Origin of the sequence: uncultured Slackia sp., assembly GCF_934630525.1 — a bacterium.
Classification (GTDB): Bacteria; Actinomycetota; Coriobacteriia; order Coriobacteriales; family Eggerthellaceae; genus Slackia.
In genome coordinates this window covers 1-21,122 of sequence record NZ_CAKTVX010000004.1, presented here as the reverse complement: position 1 = coordinate 21,122, position 21,122 = coordinate 1, and the positions used below count along the sequence as shown (strand labels likewise).

13 protein-coding genes are annotated in these 21,122 nt (G+C 57.8%); 2 read left to right on the top strand and 11 right to left on the bottom strand.

Annotated features, from left to right (window positions below; translation table 11 throughout):
* The first annotated feature begins 177 nt into the window (after window positions 1-177).
* Window positions 178-1,683 carry a zinc ribbon domain-containing protein gene (locus tag Q0D41_RS04615; protein ID WP_294375901.1) on the top strand — a complete coding sequence of 502 codons (1,506 nt, stop codon included), beginning with the start codon at window positions 178-180 and terminating at the stop codon, window positions 1,681-1,683.
* Window positions 1,684-1,804: 121 nt separating this feature from the next.
* Here Q0D41_RS04615 and Q0D41_RS04610 read toward each other — a convergent pair whose 3' ends face one another.
* The 4 genes from Q0D41_RS04610 to Q0D41_RS04595 all read right to left on the bottom strand — a co-directional run bounded on the left by Q0D41_RS04610 (window position 1,805) and on the right by Q0D41_RS04595 (window position 6,536).
* A complete protein-coding gene (locus Q0D41_RS04610; RefSeq protein WP_294375898.1) occupies window positions 1,805-2,512 on the bottom strand; it encodes a DUF554 domain-containing protein in 708 nt (235 codons plus the stop codon).
* Between the two features lie 79 nt (window positions 2,513-2,591).
* A complete protein-coding gene (locus tag Q0D41_RS04605; RefSeq protein ID WP_294375895.1) occupies window positions 2,592-3,911 on the bottom strand; it encodes an MFS transporter in 1,320 nt (439 codons plus the stop codon).
* Window positions 3,912-4,061: 150 nt separating this feature from the next.
* Window positions 4,062-5,813, bottom strand: a complete 1,752-nt coding sequence (locus Q0D41_RS04600) for a cell wall metabolism sensor histidine kinase WalK (RefSeq protein ID WP_294375891.1) — start codon at window positions 5,811-5,813, stop codon at window positions 4,062-4,064.
* Between the two features lie 3 nt (window positions 5,814-5,816).
* A complete protein-coding gene (locus Q0D41_RS04595; protein WP_294375888.1) occupies window positions 5,817-6,536 on the bottom strand; it encodes a response regulator transcription factor in 720 nt (239 codons plus the stop codon).
* 812 nt (window positions 6,537-7,348) lie between these two features.
* On the opposite strand from Q0D41_RS04595, the gene Q0D41_RS04590 reads away from it, so the two are divergent.
* Window positions 7,349-8,680, top strand: coding sequence for a coproporphyrinogen III oxidase family protein (locus Q0D41_RS04590; RefSeq protein ID WP_294375886.1), 1,332 nt, complete (start codon window positions 7,349-7,351; stop codon window positions 8,678-8,680).
* A 427-nt stretch (window positions 8,681-9,107) separates the two neighbouring features.
* Here Q0D41_RS04590 and Q0D41_RS04585 read toward each other — a convergent pair whose 3' ends face one another.
* The 7 genes from Q0D41_RS04585 to Q0D41_RS04555 form a co-directional block, all read right to left on the bottom strand.
* Window positions 9,108-10,331 (bottom strand): MFS transporter, encoded by a 1,224-nt coding sequence (locus tag Q0D41_RS04585; protein ID WP_294375883.1) that lies wholly within the window; start codon window positions 10,329-10,331, stop codon window positions 9,108-9,110.
* Between the two features lie 403 nt (window positions 10,332-10,734).
* Window positions 10,735-12,894 carry an excinuclease ABC subunit UvrB gene (uvrB, locus tag Q0D41_RS04580; protein WP_294375881.1) on the bottom strand — a complete coding sequence of 720 codons (2,160 nt, stop codon included), beginning with the start codon at window positions 12,892-12,894 and terminating at the stop codon, window positions 10,735-10,737.
* Between the two features lie 129 nt (window positions 12,895-13,023).
* Window positions 13,024-13,617 (bottom strand): dephospho-CoA kinase, encoded by a 594-nt coding sequence (gene coaE, locus Q0D41_RS04575; RefSeq protein WP_294375879.1) that lies wholly within the window; start codon window positions 13,615-13,617, stop codon window positions 13,024-13,026.
* Window positions 13,618-13,687: 70 nt separating this feature from the next.
* Entirely contained in the window at window positions 13,688-14,719 is a 1,032-nt protein-coding gene (locus Q0D41_RS04570; protein WP_294375877.1) for a 3-deoxy-7-phosphoheptulonate synthase, read from the bottom strand.
* A gap of 445 nt (window positions 14,720-15,164) precedes the next feature.
* Window positions 15,165-16,508: an acetyl-CoA carboxylase biotin carboxylase subunit gene (gene accC, locus Q0D41_RS04565; RefSeq protein ID WP_294375873.1), complete on the bottom strand. Its 1,344-nt coding sequence runs from the start codon at window positions 16,506-16,508 to the stop codon at window positions 15,165-15,167.
* Between the two features lie 3 nt (window positions 16,509-16,511).
* Window positions 16,512-18,398, bottom strand: coding sequence for an acetyl-CoA carboxylase biotin carboxyl carrier protein (gene accB / locus Q0D41_RS04560; RefSeq protein ID WP_294375870.1), 1,887 nt, complete (start codon window positions 18,396-18,398; stop codon window positions 16,512-16,514).
* 1,196 nt (window positions 18,399-19,594) lie between these two features.
* The gene (locus Q0D41_RS04555; RefSeq protein ID WP_294375869.1) at window positions 19,595-21,043 is read right to left on the bottom strand and encodes a hypothetical protein; all 1,449 of its coding nucleotides are present in this window, start codon (window positions 21,041-21,043) and stop codon (window positions 19,595-19,597) included.
* Between the last annotated feature and the right edge of the window lie 79 nt (window positions 21,044-21,122).

Below are 21,122 nucleotides of genomic sequence, written 5' to 3'. Positions count from 1 at the left end.
AGAAAAATCTACGCGCGAAAGCCCGGCCGCAGACCACATCAAGCCACGAATCGCACAAAAGCCGAGCAGGCGCTCGCCGGAAGCTACGATTTTTACTCGGTTAGCATCTCTGTTTCGCTGTTGCGATTTCGATATGATAGGTTCAACGAAGATTGCACCGAGAGACGAGGGGTACCGATGTTCTGTACGAAATGCGGCGCGCAACTGCAAGATGACGCGAAATTCTGCACTGCATGCGGAACGCGCGTTGCCCAGCCGAACGCCGCCGATGCGCAAGCCGCCGCATGCGAGGCCAACTTTGAGGAAATGACCTCCGTGCCGACAAATACAGACGCGGGCATGGCGACCGACACCCGCGCGCCCGAAACGACTTCGAACGCGAATTCGGCCGACAACACCTCGCCCGCCGACGCAGCAACGAACCCCAGCGCGCCAAGCGACGCCCCCGCTGGCGAAGCATCGAACCAGACACTCAAGAGCGCCGTCAAGCAAACCAATCAGCGCAGCCGTCGGCGCGTTCCCCTCGTGGTGCTCGTGGCCCTGGCGCTGGCGCTTGCCGCCGGAACCGCATACGCCGCCTACCGCGTGTACGTCGACGTTATCGCTCCCTCTCAGCAGCCGACCCAAACCGAACAGGCCGTTCAAGGCGGCAGCGAGCAAGCCACGCCTGCCCAACCCGAAGAAAGCGACGCGAACGCAGAGGCGCCCGAGGTAACGGAAGCGCCCGATAACATTCTGCAAGTCTCGCGCGTGCTTGCCCTGGGCAGCGAAGGCGAGCAGTTCATCACAACCCATGGAGCAAGCTCCAAAACAGCCGCTACCGAAACGTTTTGGGGCTATGCCGCTCCGTTGTATTCCACCAACGGCGACAGCGTGAGCTGGAAAGACACGGCGAGGAACATGCCCTACGTCGACAGCTCCGCTGGTTCTGCAAACGATTATTCCTCAGTTTCGGTCGAATATGGCAATGGAGCGATGTTCCTGGTGCACGGGCTCGACAAGAACGCCGGCACCTACCAACCCACTTCCGCCACGCCCGATAGCATCGTTGTTTCCAGCGTGCCCCTTATTGGCCCGATCACGTCGAGCAACATCGACGATTTCGCCCAGCAATGCGGTCTAAGCGCATCGTCCGGGTCGTTCGAGCACACAACGGAAAATACCATCTACGAATACGGTGAAACGACGAACGAAACGAGCACCATCGTATACACGACGAACGCCTTCGCTGGATACCAAACCGTCAATGGCGAAAAGATGGTGTGGTATGTGATTTACACAGGCTTCGACGACGCATCCGAGGGAGGATATTCGCCCTATACGGCAACCATCGGCTGCGCTCCTATCGATTTGGCAGAGCAGCTCGTGGCGTTCTCGGGCCTCTACACCACCGAGAAGTGGGAAGACGCCGACGACCTCACGAAAGCCGGCATGCTTTGCGCAAGCATTGTGCAGGAGCTCAACTCGGGCAACGGAGTAATGAGCGTCAATATACTCACGGGCGAATTCCGCATGTTCATGAACGATTCCACGGGTCAAGGGCTTGGCTATTACGACGAATGCACCGAAAGCTACGACGCGAATGGACTGCTCGTGCTCACAGGCAAAAAGAGTGGCGAAGTATTCGAAACGGGCATGACGAAAGCGCAAGCCGACGAAATGAAGCAAAGCAGCGGCTTCTAAAGAAAAAACGCCGAGCCGCCTTCAGATGGCTCGGCGTCAAATGCCTCGGCTCCGCAAGGGAGCCAATAGCAAATCGTATTCAAAAGCGTTCACGCATCTCAAAGGGTGCGAGCAACTTCGGCTACATCAAGCCGGGAATCGCACACAATGCAATGGGAAGAAACGCAGCGGGCAGGAAATTCGCCACCTTGATATCGGTGATTTTCAGCATATTCATGCCAATGGCCAAAAGCAGCAAGCTGCCCGCGCATACCATTTCGGCAATCACGGCATCGGTAAGAAGCGGCGCAAGCGCGCTGGCAGCCAAGCTCAACACGGCCTCGTACACGAACACGCACACGCCCGAAAACGGCACGCCAACGCCCAACGTCGTGGCCATCACCATAACCACGACCATGTCGATAAGGGCCTTGGCATACAGCGTGGAGTGGTCGAGCTGCAGGCCGCTTTGCAGCGAACCAAGAATCGCCATGGCGCCAATGCAGATGAACAGCGTGGCAGCGACAAAGCCGTCGGAAAAGTTGCCGAGCGCCGTCGATCCCTTGAATGCGGCGTCGAGCTTGCGCTGAATCCAATCGCCAAAACGGTGGATCGCCGCGTCGATGTCAATCCAATAGCCCAGAATGCCGCCAACGACGATTGAGAGCACGGTGATGGTGACGCTTTGGCCCTTCACCATGCCCTGCACGCCCACGAGCATCACGCACAGGCCCAAGCCCTGCATAAGGAAATCGCCCAGCTTCTGCGATACACGACGCTTGAACACCAAGCCCAGCACGCCACCGATTACCGTGGCAATGCCGTTCACCAACGCACCCAGAATGACCACAGACGCCCCTTTTCACACAACGATGCGGCGCGCCCGCGAAGGCACGCCGCATCGATTAATTCGTCAGAAGGATTTTCGCCTATTCGGCGGCGTTTTCAACCATCGAGTTCGTTTTTCTCACATCCACCTCATCAAAAGTGGCAGCGACTTCGCGATCGAGCTTGCGAAGCGACGGCAAAAGGCCAATTGCCAAACCGCCCGCCGTAACCACCACGCCCGAAATCACGAACCACATGGCGACGCCGGTAAATTCTGCGCAGGTGCCCGCGAGGCCCAGGCCGATGGGCGAAGAAAGCGCCGTCACCGTGCTGAACAGGCCCATGACGCGACCGAGCTTTTCAGGCGGAACGCGCTTTTGCACCACGGCGAGAAGCGGGCCGTTGTACATCGATTCAACAACGCCCGAGATTGCCGTGAGCACCGCGAACCAGAAGAACATGCTCGGCGAAAGGAGGCCCGTAGCAATAAGTATGATGCCCGAGAGCGTGCCCGAAAGCGCCACCACGCGCAACAGGCGTTTGCCGCCGCCCCATATAAACAGAATGGCGATGCCGACAAGCGAGAACGCGCCGTATACGCCCTCGATGAGCGAAGCCGCATAGCCGTCGCCGCGGAAATGGTCGTACGTCATAAGCGGGAAGAGCGAGTTGATGCCCGTGTACATGGCCATAATCGCCATGACGATGCCGCACAAAATGAGCAGGCCCCTATCGGCGCTCAGCGTCGCAAAGCCCGCCTTCAAGCTTGCGATAGGATGGCGCGCCTCGTCGGAATCGTCGTGGAAATCGGGAATCTTCGCGAACGTGAGCGCCAAACACGCAACGGCGCAGCCGGCGGCATTCAAGAACAGAACCATCTGGAAGCCCACCACGGTGTACAGGAAAATGCCGAGAACCGGGCCAACCACGAGCGCCATAGACCACAGGCTCTGATTCATGGTATTCACGCGCACCACGTGCTTCTTCGGCACGAGCAGCGGCATCGTGGATTCCATAGCGGGCATATGGAACGCCTGGCCCACGCTGCGCAGCGCGCCCATGATAAGCACGAGCGGCACCGACACATGGCCCATGGCGATAATCATGCCCATGATCAACGCCATGGTTCCCACAAAGGCATCGGCGGCGATGAGCACGTACTTGCGGTTGAAGCGGTCGGCCACGACGCCGCCAAGCGGGGCGAGCAAGCCCTGCGGCAGCATGGAGCACAACGAAGCGAGCGCCAGCATGAGCGCCGAATCGGTGGTTTCGGTCACAAACCACACGCCTGCATAAATAGACGAATATGCGGTAAGAATGCTCGCCGCCTGGCCGAGCCAAATAATGACAACCGTCCTGAGCCAGTTTTTCGGCAAGGGCGGACGATCGAATTCCTTCACTTCGAGCTGCTGTTCAGACATGTTCGTTACTCCCTTTTCGGCGCACCCCGCGCGCCTTTATCTTTGTGCAGGAGATACCCTAAACTATCCCATAATGGGAGAGTCAACGTCTTTCGCGGATTCTTCGCACCGTTGCCCATGCGTTTACAAAAGTCCCACGAAGGAGATTCCCTACTTCGACGCAGGAATATCGACCACAAAGCGAGTCACGCCATTTTCGCTCGTCGCATCAATGGTGCCGTTATGGGCCGCGACGATCTCTCGCGCAATCGCCAAACCGAGGCCCGCCCCACCCTGGCGCGTGGCGCGCGCGTCGTCTTCGCGATAAAACTTCTCGAAAATACGCTTGAGGTGTTCAGGGCTGATTTCACGCCCCCGGTTCGAGACTTCGATCTTAAACGCGCCGTCGGGCTTGGCATGGGCGTCAATCGAAATAGTCGAATCGGGGTCGGCGTACGCCACCGCATTCTTGATCACATTCGAAAGCACGCGTGCCATTTTCGTGGCGTCGGCGAATACCGTATCGCCTTCGGTGGCGTTCACCTTCAAATCGATTCCGCGCGATTCCGCTTCGGGGTAGAAATCTTCCGCAACCTGATAGCAGAACAACGCCAAGTCGAAGCGCTCGCGCTCGATGGAAATGGCGCCCAAGTTGTAGCGGGTTATCTCGAAAAACTCGTCGAGCATGGCATCGAGCCTATACGCCTTCGACAGCGCCACGTGCGCATATCGCTGGCGCTGCTCGACGGGCATATCGGGCGCCTCCTCGAGCAGCGTGAGATACCCCGTGATGGAAGTGAGCGGCGTTTTGGTATCGTGCGCCAAATAGGCAACGAGCTCATTCTTGCGGCGCTCAGCGGCAACGGCGGCGCGCTGTTCGGCGTCGTTTTTCCGCTTGATGTCGTTAATCGATTCCTCGGCAAGCGAAAGCTCGCTCGGAAGCTTCAGCGAGGCGCCTTTGTCAACGAGCACCGCGCGCAACGAAACGAACAGGTCGTCGAAATAGCGCAGGCTCTTGCGAATGGCAAACGCCATAATCACGAGAATGCCCGACAAGAACAGCGTGATCGCCACAGGGTATTTCAGGGCGCGAATGTTGTTGTACGACGACAAATCGCGCTGCATTTGCTGGCCGCCCGCATATGTCACCGTTTCGATGCCCGAGCCCGCATCGTAGTCATAACGCACGACCACCTGGGAAAAGTCGGAATCGAGCGCAGCTGCGGCCTCGTCGTAGAGCGAATCGACCTGCTCGGGCTTATTGTCCCAATCTTTCGTGGCCGACCACAATGCGTCATACACGTTGGCAGCCTGGCCCAAATTGCGTGAATCGACGGCGGAAATGACGACCTGCTTGGCCGCCTGAGAGGCATAAGGCGCGCCCACGAACGACAGGCTATCGCCCTGAACCAAGCCTTGAGAGACAGATGCCGCGTATTCTCCGGCATCGGCCGGCTGCGACGAAATGGCATACACGGCTTCGGGATTGGCGCCTTCCGTTTGCACGTTCTTGGCGTTCGCCGCGCTCTGCGCCAAACCCCAACCCGCATCGGGAACTGCGGTGTCGATGAGCTCGTGCAAGTATTTGCGCACCACGTCGGCTTTAAGCTCATTTTCTTTTTGTATGAACCACTCATCATCTTGCACGCCCGCCACATCGGACGACACGTACTGCCACGGAGAAGTCACCTTGGCTACCGCCTCGCCCACTTGGGGCAAAACGATGATATTAACCGCCATAGCGATTGAGAAGAAAACGACCGCATACACCACCGTGGCCGCGAAAGTATTGCGAACGATGCGCTTCACGAGGATGCGCGTTTGTTCGGTCACATGCGTTTTGGGCGACTCGCGCCTTTCGCGTGCGACGCGCGAATGCTCGGCCTTGTCGGCATGGGTCTCGTTTTCTGAATCGCGCTTCATAGGCTAACCACGGCGCTTTTCGGGAATGCGATAGCCAACGCCCCATACGGTCTCGATGAGCTCTTCAGAAGAGTCGACCTCGGCGAGCTTTTTACGCAGGCGGCGAATATAGACCATGACCGCATTGTGGGACGAAGACGTGTACTCCTCGTCCCAAACGTTTTCGAACAGCGCCTTTGACGAAACGGGAGCCCCGCCCGCACGCAAAAGCTCGGCCAGGCAATCGAATTCCTTCGGCGTAAGAGAAAGCTCGCAGCCATGCAGGGCCGCCGTATGGTTTGTTTCGTCGAGCTCGATGCCGCTCGCCGAGAGCACATCGCTTGGAGCGGGAGCCGCGCTGCGGCCACGAAGGCGCGCTTTAAGGCGGGCCACGAGTTCGCGAGCCTTGAAGGGTTTTGTCACGTAATCATCGGCGCCCAAGGTGAAACCAAGCACCTTATCGAATTCCTCGGTTTTGGCAGAAAGAAACACGATAGGCATGTCGGTATTTGAGCCGGCCGCGCCGCCGCGAATCTGGCGGCAGACTTCAAAACCATCGGTTCCGGGCATCATAATATCGAGTATGGCCAGATCGAATGCCTGAGCATTGAGCAACGCAAGAGCCGCATCGCCCGAATGACAGCACGTGACGGCAAAGCCCTCGCGCTCAAGCATATGCTTGAGCAGGTCGGCGACCTCGACCTCGTCGTCGCATACTAATATGTTCGCTTGGTTCGTATCCATGGGCGAAATCCTATCATGAGGGTGCAGAGCGCCCGGGCGCTCCTCTCCATTTTAAGGTTTTGTTCAGAATTATTCAGCCTTTTATCAGGTGCCCTTATGGGATTTTCAACGCGCCGCACCCTTATTATGAAAACCGTCGAAGCGGCAAGCATTCACCCTTCCATCGCGCAAGAGCCGCTCGACTCGTGCAGAGCACGATTGATAAACGGCCGGCACTCCCGTTCCCTTCCCTTTGAAGCCGGCCGTGAGCTTGAAAACTCGGCGCTCGGGCATTTCACCCTTCCAGCCACGAGCGCGTCCTTCGGGGCTTTCCTCCCTCCCGGCCCCGAAGTCCCTTCCCGAAAGGTCGCCGCTGGCGGCCTTTCGGCATTGAGGGGCAATTACGCTTGGAAGCAACCACATTCAAGAACAGCAGTGTAGCGTGGGCCCGCCGGCGCACGAGCCCGACCAACGGGTTCCATCCTCCCCTAAAGCACATTCCCGCAATAAGAAGCGAAGCGAGCACGACCCGCCGGCAAAACCACTCAAGAGCCCCTCGAAGAACGGCCATGCCATCGTTCGCTCGCCACTCACCAAATTCCGTGTATCTACGTTGGTCGTGTTAACTTTTCAACAACAATTCGGTTTACGGTTGCTTTTGCCTCCCTAAGCGGTAGTATGCTCAAATGCAAAACAGCGCGTTGCCTTGGGGTAGCCTGGGGAGGCTTGACAACGTGGTGTTCGTCGCGTATAGATTCGCGCATGTGCGCACCTATACGCCAACAAGACCGAACCGCCTTACGGCAACACGATCAAACGCAAGGAGCGCTTTCATGCTGAGCGAACGCATGCTCACGGGGATCGTCAAAAACATCACGAAGAGCCATCTCGTTATCGACCCCACGACCGAGAAATTCCTGCCCGGCCCCGAACCGGGACGCAAATACATGCTGTACCTGCACGTGCCTTTCTGCGAGGTGCTGTGCCCCTACTGCAGCTTCAACCGCTACCCCTTCCGCGAGGCAACCGCGCGACCGTACTTCAAGAATCTTCGTCGCGAAATGATGATGCTCAAAGATATGGGCTACGACTTCGAAAGCCTGTACTTCGGCGGCGGCACGCCTACCATTTTGCTCGACGAGCTCTGCCGCACCATCGATATGGCCGGCGAAAATTTCAACATCAAAGAAGTTGCCTGCGAAACCAACCCGAACCACCTCGTGGACCCCTGGCTCTCGGCGCTGAGCGGGCGCGTGAATCGCCTTTCAGTAGGCGTGCAAAGCTTCAACAATGAGCTGCTCACGCAAATGGACCGCTGCAAGAAATACGGTTCGGGCGAAGAGATTCTCGAACGCATCGGCAATGCGGCATCGCGCTTCGATTCCCTCAACGTCGACATGATTTTCAATTTCCCTTCTCAAACCGAAGAGGTTTTGCTCGACGATATCGAGAAAATCAAGCAATGCGGCTGCCGTCAGACCACGTTCAGCCCGCTCTATGTCTCAAGCGCCACAACGCGCAAGATGGAGCAGTCGCTCGGCACCATGGACTACAATCGCGAGTTCGAGTTCTACAAGATGCTCGACGAGGGCCTTTGCGGCGGCGATACCCCCGCATTCAAGCGCGAAACCGTATGGACGTTCAACCGCTTGAACGAAAAGGGTGAGCAAGACCACGAGCTGCCCGTAGAAGAGCTGCAGGTGAGCTACGACGAATACCCCGCCATTGGCTCGGGATCGATTTCATATCTGAACGGAAAGCTCTACGTAAACACCTTCAGCCTGCGTGAGTACAACGAGGCGATTGAACACGGCCACATGTCAATCATGGGCCAAATGCCCGTGCGCGAGCACGACCACATGCGCTACTGCTTCTTGCTCGGGCTCTACCAGCTGCGTTTCGACAAGCGAGCCTTCAAGGAGATGTTCGGCAAAAGCGTCGACGCGGCGATGCCCGTTGAAATGGGCTTCATGCGCGCGAATGGCGCATTCGATGTCGACGACGATGAATGCCTCGTGCCTTCAACCATGGGCCGCTACCTTACGCTCGTGATGTATCGCCAGTTCCTCAGCGGCATGAACAACCTGCGCGACCAGGCCCGAGCGGCCCTTACCGGCCCTGAGCACGAGCTGCTTTTCGGCGAAGGCGTGCCTGTGACCGCATAAGTTTCGCGCAAAGGGCCGCGAACGAGAGGACTTTGCAAAGACGGCGTTTGCAAATGGCGGCGATTCTGACCATGATTTGCGAAAGAGTGGTCAAAACCGGCACCATTCGCAATTTTGGCGCGCCCCAACGCGCGCCCCGCCTCCACTTGGCTCGCCCGATTCGCGGCTCTTGCTTTCGGAATCTTGCTCACCTGGGGTTTTGCGAGAGCTGATCATCCCCAGAAGAGCTTTGAGGAAATCTCGCGGGAATGCAGTTTGCGAATGGCGCCAGTTTTGACCACCCCCACGCGGATCGTGGTCAAAACTGGCGCCATTTGCAATTTAGGACCTGGCGCCCATGCCTGCCAGGCGAAATAGCGCACGAAAAAGGCGCCCTCTCAATGAGGACGCCTTTTCGGGTATGACAGTCAAACAAACTGGCCAGCCGCTATTCGAGCGTAGCGCCCTTCTTCTCGGGAATGAAGAACATCGCGATGAAAGCGACCACGTAAATGCACGAGACGCAGCCGATGGCGAAGCCGAAGCCGTGGCCCGCGGCGATCATCGGGATAACCACCGGAGCGGAAGCGCCGCCGATGAAGCGGCCAGCGTTGTACAGGGCGGTTTGCGCGGTGCCACGCATCTCGGTCGGGAACAGCTCGGCGATAAGCGTGCCGTAGCCGCCGATCATGCCGTTAGCGAACATGCCCATAAAGAAGCCGCCGATGAGCAGCGCCGTGGGATCGGTGAGCTGGCTGTAGATGATGATCATCGCTGCAGCGCCAACCTGGAACGTCCAGAACGCAGGACGACGGCCAGCCTTGTCGGCCAAGAAGCCGAAGGCAGAAATGCCGATCATCATGCCCAGAACCGTCACGGCGGTCCACAGGCCCGTAGACGTGAGGCTCAGGCCGAGCTCAGAGTTCAGGTATTTGGGAAGCCACGTCATAATTCCGAAATAGCCGGCGTTCTGAACGGTGCACAGAATAATGATGATGATCGAGAACTTAGCGCGCTCAGGCGTGGCGAACAGGTCGCTCAGCTTGCCGTGGGCCTTGCCGGAAGCCTTGTGCTCCTCATAAATCGGCGGCTCGGGAACGAACGCACGAATGATAATCGCGATAATGGCGGGAATGAAGCCGACCACGAACAGGCCGCGCCAGCCAAACGCCGCAATGATGGGCGCAGAAGAGAGCGAAGCGCACAGCACGCCAACCTGGAAGCCCAGGCCAACGGCACTCGTGCTTTTCGCGCGATTCTCGGGGCTCGAGACCTCGGCTGCAATTGCCATGCCCAAGCCGAACTCGGCGCCAATGCCCAAACCGGCGAGGAAGCGGCAAAGGGCCATTACCTCGAAGTTAGGCGCGAAGGCCGAACCCAGGGTAAACACGCCAAAAAAAATGACCGAATACGTAAGAACTTTAATTCGGCCATATTTGTCAGCAAGTTTTCCAAAAATCAAACCACCAATGAAGGCGCCAGCCAACGTGATGGAAGTAAGCATGCCTGCAGTGGTATTGTCGACGGCAAACGTCGCCATAATGCCGGAAAGCGCGAAGCTCAGAATCATAAGATCCAAGCCGTCAAGCGCATGGCCCACAGCAGCCGAGAAAACGGCCTTGCCTGCATAGTGCTTCATTTCAGAAGCCTTGCCTTTAGAATGAGTGCTCATTGCTCCCTTTCTGCCGATTATTGATAAACCTTCAGTATATTAAGGGAGCATGACGCAGAAATAAAGCCTAAATTCATACATTTTTATGCAATTTGATGAATTAACGAACAGGAAACAATCGGCCACCCGTGCCGCAAACACCATCCAGCCACTCCTCCGAAGACGCCCGCGCCGCCCCATAAGCTTCGGGCATTCCGACGCGCATACGTTCCACGCCAAAGCACTCCGCAAAATATGTAGCAGCCCGTATCTGCCGTGGCGGGTTCTGCAGAAGCGCTCGGTTTCTCATCTTCATCTAAAACTGGAAACCGCAGCGCGGCGCATAGTAAGCGAAGCGAACGGTAGCCGCGCGTGCGCCTTCGGAAGAGCCCGCCACGGCAGATACGGGCTGCGGCGAAACGAGCTAACTCCTTCGAGAACTTCCGTAGGCGGAATTCTTGCGATTGCCAAACGCGCTCCCCTTGCGAGCCGTCTTCTTCAAATCGGCGAGCACATCTTTTTCCGATTCGCCTTGCATCTGAGCCTTCAAGCGCACCACCTCATCGCGAAGCTGCGCGGCGCGCTCGAAATCCATCGCCTGGGCGGCGGCGGCCATATCGTCTTCCATGCTTGAAATCACGCGCATAACCTCACTGCGCGAAAGCTCGGCAAGCTGCCGGTTCACCTCTTCGGCGCTGCCCACCTGGTTGCCGTCGCCATCGTTCATGAAGCCCATAACGTCGTTGATGGCCTTCTTGATGGTTTTCGGCGTTATGCCGTGCTCTTCGTTATAGGCCATCTGAATCTCGCGGCGGCGGCGCGTTTCAGAAATCGCCTTGTCCATGGAATCGGTGATTTTATCGGCATACATAATCACATGGCCATGGTCGTTTCGCGCGGCGCGGCCAATTGTCTGAATAAGGCTGCGGTAGTTGCGCAGAAAGCCCTCTTTATCGGCGTCAAGAATGGCTACGAGCGATACTTCGGGCAAGTCGAGGCCCTCGCGCAGCAGGTTGATGCCCACAAGCACGTCGAATTCGCCACGGCGCAAATCGCGCAGAATCTCGACGCGCTCAAGCGTTGCGATGTCGGAATGCATATAGCGAGCACGAATCCCCTGATCAAGCAGGTGATCGGTAAGATCTTCCGCCATTTTCTTCGTGAGCGTGGTAATAAGCACGCGCTCGTTGGCGCCAGCGCACTCGCGCGCTTCGTCGATAATGTCGTCGATTTGGCTCGCAATAGGCCGCACGTCGATATCGGGATCGAGCAACCCCGTAGGACGAATAATTTGCTCGACCTGCTGTTGGCTGACCTTCTCCTCGTAATCGCCCGGCGTGGCCGACACGTAAATGAACTGGGGCACGCGCTGCTCGAATTCGTCGAAGCGCAAAGGGCGGTTGTCGAGGCAGCTCGGCAAACGGAAACCATGCTCGGCGAGCGTGACTTTTCGACTGCGGTCGCCTTCGTGCATGCCACGAATTTGCGGCACCGTAACGTGGCTCTCGTCGATGATGCAGAGGAAATCTTTCGGGAAATAGTCGAGGAGCGTATATGCGGGCTCGCCTGGCGCACGGCCGTCAAGGTGCCGCGAGTAATTCTCGATGCCGCTGCAAAAACTCATGGTTTCGAGCATTTCCAAATCGTAATTCACGCGCATTTCCAAACGTTGAGCCTCGAGCAGCTTGCCTTCGGCTTTGAACTGCGCCAATCGATCGCGCAACTCGTCTTGAATGGTTTGAATGGCTCGGTCCATTTTCGGACGCGCGGTAACGTAATGCGACGCAGGCCAAATGGGCAACGCCTCGAATTCGTTGAGCTTCTCGCCTGTCACGTTGTCGATTTCCTGGATGCTCTCGATTTCATCGCCCCAGAATTCCACGCGCACCGGATTGTCAGCATACGGCGGAAACACATCGAGCGCGTCGCCGCGCACGCGGAAGGTTCCACGCTTGAGTTCATAATCGTTGCGATCGTATTGGATATCGATAAGCTCATGAATCACATCGTCGCGCTCGGCGGGCTTTTCCTTATCGAGAAATACCGCCATGCCCGCATAGTCCATCGGCGAGCCGATGCCGTAAATGCAGCTGACCGACGCCACCACGATTACATCGCGGCGCGAAAGCAGGCTCGATGTCGCGGCATGGCGCAGCTTCTCGACCTCTTCGTTGATCGATGCGTCTTTCTCAATGAAGGTGTCGGTAGAAGGCACGTACGCCTCAGGCTGGTAGTAGTCGTAATACGAAACGAAATAGACCACCGCATTATCGGGGAAGAATTCCTTGAGCTCGGCCGCAAGCTGGGCCGCGAGCGTTTTATTCGGCGCCATGACGAGCGTGGGCTTCTGAGTTGCCTCGATGACTTTCGCCATGGTGAATGTTTTGCCCGAGCCCGTGACGCCCAAAAGGTTTTGGTAGCGCAGGCCGCGCTCTACCCCATCGGCAAGCTTTTGAATGGCCTGGGGCTGATCGCCTGAAGGATCATAGGGACTCACAACGCGAAACGGCGCATTCGCAAGGCGTACTTCGGGCAATTTGCCCTCCATGGCGGCGCCTTCGATATTGCTCAAGTGGCTGCTCATGCGAACTCCCTTTCACGCGATGCGGCCTTGCATCAATCTATGCTACCACAAAACGAACAGCTGTTCGTAAACGCACAACAAATAAAAAGGCGCCGCATGCATCGACGCCTCCCCCATGATGATTCGAATTTACTGCGCCATAACGGCGTCGTACACGCGCTTGACCTCTGCCTGGGCAGACTCAAGGTCGCTGCCGTTGTTGATGGTGAAATCGGCGATCGCCGCGAGCTGCGCGTCGGTTTTCTGCAAAGCGATACGACGGCTCACGTCGACGGTCGATTGATTGCCACGCGCGCAGGCGCGCTCCATGCGAACGCACGCAGGCGCCACCACGGCAACCAGCGCATCGGCCCAGCGCACATCGCGCTTGCTCTCGACGCCCGTGGTAACTTCCACAACTACCATGTCATGCAGTTGGCCCAGCTCGCCAATGCGGCGGCGGCATTCCTGCATAATGACGGGATGCGTAATGGCGTTAAGCCATTCCGTATGCTCGGGCGTATCGAATGCGGCGGCGGCAAGACGGCTGCGCACCACCTCGCCACGCTCGTCGAACACATTCGCGCCGAATGTGCGCGCGATATCGTACTTCACGCCAGGAGTCGTGAGCACGAAATGGCCCACATCATCCAGATTGATGACGCCCGCGCCCAGCTCGGCAAACATATGGGCAATGGTCGACTTCCCCGACCCAATGCCGCCAACAAGCGCGATGGTCTTCATCGCTACCTCCAATAATCAAATCCTAAGCCAAGCAAGCGTCAGCGATTCACCGCTCGGCAGAACGGCGAAATCAGCACTTCTCGGCGATGTGGTAAATCAAGCTCACCGTATCGTACCATCCCAAGCACGGATCGGTGATCGATTTGCCGTATTCCATGTGCTCGGTGATATCTTGGCGACCCTCCACCAGGTAGCTTTCGACCATCACGCCCTTGATGAGCGTGCGCAAATCTTCGTTATAGTTGCGATTGTGCAGCACCTCGCCCACGATGCGAATTTGTTCTTTGTGCTGCTTGCCCGAATTCGAATGGTTCGCATCGACCACCACGGCGGGATTGGCAAGCCCCTTCTCGCCGTACATCTTCCACAAGCGAATGCAGTCTTCGTAGTGATAATTCGGATGCGTCGTGCCGTATTTGTCAACGCCGCCGCGAAGAATCGCATGCGCCAGAGGGTTTCCATCGGTGGTCACATCGTGCGTGCGATAGATGAAATTATGTCCATGCTGCGCCGCAACAATGGAGTTCAGCATCACCGAGAGGTCGCCCGACGTGGGATTTTTCATACCGACGGGAATATCCATGCCGCTTGCGGTGAGGCGATGCTGCTGGTTTTCAACCGAACGCGCGCCTACGGCCTCATAGCTCAAAATGTCATCGAGGTAGCTGCGATTTTCCGGATACAGCATCTCATCGGCCGCCGTAAGTCCGCTTTCGGCCATGGCGCGAATATGCATGTGGCGAATCGCCTGAATGCCAGCAGACAAATCGGGCGCGGCCTCGGGGTTTGGCTGGTGCAGCATGCCCTTGTAGCCCTCTCCCGTCGTGCGTGGCTTATTGGTGTAAATGCGCGGAATAATCAACAGCTTGTCGGAGACCTCGCGCGCAAGCTCGCCCAAGCGGCTCGTGTATTCGCACACGGCATCTTCGTTGTCGGCAGAGCAAGGGCCGACAATCACGAGAAACTTATTCGACGCGCCCGTGAACACGTCGCGAATCTCTGCATCGCGCTTGGCCTTCAAAGCCTTCAGTTCTGGCGTGAGCGGCAGCTCTTCTTTAATCTGTGCCGGATCGGGCAGCGCCGAGTTCACGTGCATTCCCATGAGGAATTCCTTTCCATATGAAAAAGGCCGCAGAAAGCGACCACGAGTAATGCGCAAACGAGTTTCCCCATGGTAACGCAAAACCGCGGAAATTGAGCGAGCCGCTGAATCAAGGTCGAATCCCATAGCGAAATACCAAAGATGCGTTCCCGCGTTTTATCGCAAGAGAACGCGCCATGCGTCCATGCGCCCATGCGCTCATGCGCCCATGCGCCCATGCGCCCGTGCATCCGACTGCCCGTTCGCCCGGTCGGCCCCTAGGCTGATTTGCCTCATACGCCGTTTGCCTCATGCTCCTATTTGATGAGCAATAAGCCTGTTTGCCCCATGCGCCCGTTTGACCTCATAGGCCCGGTTGCCCCAATGTGCCTAAAACAGCGGAAGCCCCCATATGGGGGCTTCGCGATATTGGACTGATGTCCGTTCTAGAGAATGGCGCGACTCATTACAGCCCCGTGACCTCGATGAAGTCGGTATGGGCTTCGCCACGCTGGAAAATCTCGTTCTCCAGCACCGCCTGATGGAACGGAATCGTGGTCGCAATGCCTTCGATGTTGAACTCGGAAAGCGCGCGACGGCCGCGAGCCAGCGCTTCATCACGATCGCGGCCCCACACGATGAGCTTCGCGACCATGGAATCGTAGAACGGCGAAATAACCGAACCCGCCTGAACATACGCTTCGACGCGCACGCCCGGACCGCCCGGAACATCGAAACGCGTAATGGTGCCCGGGCACGGACGGAAGCCGTTTTCCGGGTCCTCCGCGTTGATGCGGAATTCAATCGCGTGGCCATTCGGCACAAACGGAGCCTCATCGGCGCAGCTCATGGGCTCGCCCGACGCGATGCGCAGCTGTTCCTTGATAATGTCGACGCCCGTGATTTGCTCGGTCACAGGATGCTCGACCTGCACGCGCGTGTTCATTTCCATGAAGTAGAACTTGCCGTCGTTGTCGAGCAAGAACTCGATGGTGCCCGCATTGCGGTAATCGACCGCGCGTACAGCCTTAACGGCAGCCACTGCCATATTGCGACGCAAGGTCTCGTCAAGCGCGGGCGACGGAGCCTCTTCGAGCAGCTTTTGGTGACGACGCTGAATGGAGCAGTCGCGCTCGCACAGGGCGATTTGGTGGCCGAAGTCGTCGGCAAGCACCTGAATCTCAACATGGCGAGGACGCAACACGAGCTTCTCGATATACACGTCATCGTTGGCGAACGCGGCCTTCGCTTCAGCCTTCGCCGCCATGAACGCATCGGCGAGCTCTTCGGGAGCGTGCACTTCGCGCATGCCCTTGCCACCGCCGCCAGCAGAAGCTTTGATAAGCACCGGATAGCCGACGCGCTCAGCGAACTCGCGCGCGTCATCGACGCTCTCGACCACGCCGTCGGAACCAGGAACCGTGGGCACGCCGCACATCATCATGGTCTCACGCGCAGCCGCTTTGTCGCCCATGCGGTCGATGCACTCGGGAGCGGGGCCGATGAATACCAGATCGTTGTCGGCGCAGGCGCGTGCGAAATCGGAATTCTCGGCCAAGAAGCCATAGCCCGGATGCACAGCCTGGCAACCCGTAGTAGTTGCCGCGGCAATGATGTTCGCCATATTCAAATACGACTTGCCTGCAGGAGCTGGGCCAATGCATACGGCTTCGTCAGCATAGCGAACAGGCAGCGTGTCTTTGTCGGCCGTGGAATACACCGCAACCGTTTTCACGCCCAGCTCGCGAGCGGCGCGCATGATGCGCAACGCCACTTCGCCGCGGTTGGCGACAAGAATTTTGTCGAACATGCCTTACGCCCCTTCGCCCGCGACGGCCTGGCCGTGCGGCTCAATCCAGAACAGCGGGGTGCCGAACTCGACAGGCTCGGAATCTTCCACGCAAATCTCGCGCACGGTGCCCATCTCGGGGGCGGAAATCTCGTTCATGAGCTTCATGGCCTCGACGATGCACAGCGTCTCGCCCGCAGCGACCTCGTCGCCCACCTTTACAAAGGCAGGAGCGCCAGGCTGGGGAGCGGCATAGAACGTGCCAACCATGGGAGCGTTCACGCATACCCAATTGGCCGGATGCGCGGCGGCAGCGGGCGCGGCGGCAGGAGCCGCAGCAGGCGCAGCAGCCGGAGCAGCGGCAGCAACGGGGGCCGCAGCGACAGGAGCGGCGGCAGCGGGCACGGAACCAGGCATGCGGACATTGATGCGCATGCCGTCTTCCTCGACGGAAATCTCGCCGACGCCCGACTCTTCAACGACTTTCAGCAGTTCGCGAATCTGGTTGATATCCACGTAATCGTCCTCCTTGGTAAGGCTGGATTCGTTCTCCAGCAAGAATTCAACTTTCTCGGTTGCGCGGTGCTTCGAGAGGAACGTGCGCGCCTCGTTCGGGAACAGGGCATACATAAGCACGTCTTCTTCGCTCTTCGCCAAATCGCCGATTTCCTCGGCGAGCTCATCGAACGTCGTGGTGTTCAGCGAAGCGGGCGAAACATCGGGCGGCAGCACTTCGGAATTGCCGACAACCTTCTGATAGATCGCGGGATCGATGGGGCCCGGCGCCTTGCCGTAGTAGCCGCACAGATAGTCTTTCATTTCCTTGGAAACAACGCTCCAACGCGAGCCGGTGAGCACGTTGAACACGGCCTGCGTGCCAACAATCTGGCTCATGGGCGTTACGAGCGGCGGGAAGCCGACCTCGGCACGCACGCGCGGAATCTCGCGAATAACCTCGTCGAGGCGATCGGTCGCCTTCTGAATCTCGAGCTGGCCCATGAGGTTGGACATCATGCCGCCAGGAATCTGGTGGGAGTACACCTTCATATGAGTGAGCGAAGAAACGCCGCGGTTATAGTGGCCGCGCTTGCGCACTTCTTCCCAATACTCGGCAATCTCGAACAGCAGCTCCAAATCATAGCCCGTGTCGTAACGGCTTTCCTGCAGGGCAGCAACGATCGTCTCGACTGCGGGGTGAGAGTTGCCGAATGCAAGCGGCGCGCTCGCGGTGTCGCAAATGGCCGCGCCCGCTTCTGCCGCCTTAATGATATTCATGGGGGCCATGCCGCCAACATAGTGCGTATGCACATGCACGGGCAGGCCGATTTCGGCATTGAACGCCTTCACCAGGCGCTCGGTGCGATACGGAGTAAGCAGGCCCGCCATGTCTTTGATGGCGATGGAGTCGGCGCCCAAATCCTTCAGCTTCTGGGCGTACTCCAAAAAGCCATCGAGCGTATGCACGGGCGATACGGTGTAAGAGATAGCGCCCTCGAACCAGCCGCCACACGCTTTAATAGCTTCGGCGTTGTCGACGACGTTGCGAATGTCGTTCAGAGCGTCGAACACGCGGAACACCTGAATGCCGTCTTTCTTCGCGCACGCGATGAAACGGTTCACGATGTCCTTGGAATAATGCTTGTAACCAACCAGGTTCTGACCGCGCGACAGCATGGCCAAATCGGTGTTGGGCATATGCGCCTTGATGGAACGCAAACGCTCCCACGGGTTCTCGTCGAGAAAACGCAGACACGTGTCGAACGTCGCACCGCCCCACGCCTCAACGGCCCAATACCCTACTTTGTCCATCTTCGGCAAGATGGGCAGCATGTCGCCGAGCGACATACGGGTAGCCCACAAGCTCTGCTGGCCGTCGCGAATGGTGGTATCCATCAATTGCAAACCAGGCATGCTTCACCTCTCACTTTCCCTATAAGGCCGCGCATATGCACGGCAGCATGAAAGCGGCCGTCGGATGCGCGCTGCTTCACGCGGACCCGACGCCCGCTTGCAAACATATTTACATTCCGAAACCCCCAGAATGACGCCTCTAGTATACCGAGCCTGACGAACGAATTCTCTAGACAAACGGGTATACGGTCGAACTAAGGCGCTCAAGCACTATATCGCGCGATAGTGCCTTTTGTCGAGACGGTAGCAGCCACGTTACACTTTAGAAAAGAAAGAAACATAAAGAGCTGCCCAAACAAGCAGCAACGCTTATCAATTCCCCGTAATTCGATAACGGTTCAGCGCGAACGCAACTAAGGCAAGCCGACCACCCCGAACGAGAAGCGCGCGCCCGAAGCTTGCGAACACGAAACGCCTCACGGCTGCGCGGAGTTGCATGCGCCAAAGCTCGCCAGCGTAAAACAATTCGCCTGAAAGTGACAAAAGTTGCGAATTCGGGGGCATAAAACCGAAGAGGCATTTCTACGCAGACGCATAACCCCAGGTCACGATTAGTCGATACAGGCTCCACAACAAGCGATTAAACCCGCAACGCCCTATTTCGCCCGAAAAAGGGCGTTTAAAGCCCCCGAATTCGCAACTTTTGTCACTTTTTGCACTTTTCTTTTACGCTGGATGGCAATATGCCGCTAATCAACGTCACGACTCTGCTTGGCGAGATGCGAACACGGATCGACTGAGCCCAATTGCCAAGCCAACTGCGGCACCAACTGCCGCGCCGAGCCAATTGCGGCAACGGCCAATCGCGACACCAGGCAAGTTGCCGTGCCAGGTCGGCTGGTAAGCTGCAGCGCCAAGTCGGCCATAGCGCCATGCCAGCCGCAATAGCGAGCCTACCGCGGCGCCAAACCAGTTGCAGCGCCAAATCAGTTGCAAAGCAAAATCAACCACAACATCAAGCCAGATGAGGCTCCGTACCGGATGCAACTCCGAACCAAATGCCCATCATGGCTCCGAGTCGGTCGCCGCACCAAGCCAGCCCACTTGAGCTCAGCCACAATCCGCGCCGCACAAACCCCAAATGACCAGGAATGCGCTGCAAAGGACCCCAAACATGCCATATGTCGCGGTGGCTGGAAGCCGCCGCGACATATGTTCAACTTGAAACCTTGGGTCTCGCTCATTGTTGGGCTTGGCTAGTCGTCGTTCTTCTCGATGCGACGGCGCGTCTCGTATTCGCGCACGAAATGCTCGCTTTCGTCGGTAAGATTCAACCCCTCAAACGATCGATAGGCTTGCGCATCGCTCGCCACTTCGGCAGTTTTCATTTGATTGTAGAAAACGATGCACACAAACGCCGCAACCACCGCGGGAATCACGCCGTCCACAAATACGCTCGTCAGAGTGTCGTCAAATTGGAACACGCCCATATCGAGGCCGAACAGCACAGCGGCAAGCGCGGCGAAAATGCCGAAGAACCACATCGCCACCTTGAGCTTTGCCACGGGCAAATCGCCCACGAATCGGCCCGTTTGCCCATTCATGGCGAACAGATAGTCGTTGCCCTCCCACGTGGTATGCAGCATCCACACCGGCAAAAGCGCCTGCATACAACCCGTCATCTGCGTCGTAGAGTGCACGATTCCCGTATCGACGTAATCGTAGCCCGTAATCGTTGCGCGCAAATCATGCTCGAAGGAATGGCGCATGCGCTCTTCAGCGCGGCTAGAGCACACTTTTGAATCTTCGTCATAGCGCTCGGCAACATAGCCCGGCAAATATGCGACCGAGAAAGGTTTCATCTCATCGAAATCGTACGGCTCGATCGCATCCATGTGCCCGTCGGGCATTTTCGCCGAACCGTCAACGGGAACCCGCTCGAAATCCAAATCGCCCGCGCGATAGGCCTCATAGACCGTCGTACGCGTTACTTCCTCATCGCCCGAGCGATAGGTGCACTCGTTGCGGCACTCAAACGTGCCGCTTCCTTCAACCGAACCGTCGTAAAGCCAGAACGGCACATATACGCCCTGGATATGCTCGACTTTGTTCGCTGCGATGAATTTCTTCGGCAGGAACTTCTTTCCCTTGTAATAGTCGTTCAGAGCCGTGACCGCAGCTTGTTTATCGAGCTTGAACGGCACCACGCCGTCGGGGCGCGCCATGTCGACGAACGCGCCAGGAGTCACTGCCGGGTTGCCGCAATATGGGCATTCCGAGACTGCAGTCGTTGCATCGCACGTAATTTCCGCGCCGCACGACGAGCATGTCATCGATCGCAGGCCGTCGCGCTCGCCTTCGTTCCACGAGGCGCGCGAGAGAAACGACGCGATAGCCTCGTCGCCCTCGCTTGCGTGGCCGCTTGTCGCGGCGGCGGCATTCAGCACATCCTCGGTCAAGGCCACCGCAACGCCATCGGTTGCACCCATGGCCTCAAACGCGCTCATCTCGCCGGAAGCCGCGCGCTCGGCCGCAGCCACCGCGGACGCGTCGGCCTCGGACTGCTTGGCGGCATAGTGCGCCTCGATTTGCGCAACCTCGAAAGAGCTTTCGCAATAGTCGCAGACCATAAGGCCTTTTGACTCGGAAAAGTGCAAGGGTCCACCACATGCGGGGCATTGGTAGTTCACCGATTCAACAGCCATGAGAACTCCTATCTTTTAGTTGTTGCATTTGGGAGCCGAATATCGAATGCTTTCAGATGCAATGCAGACTCTGGCGGGC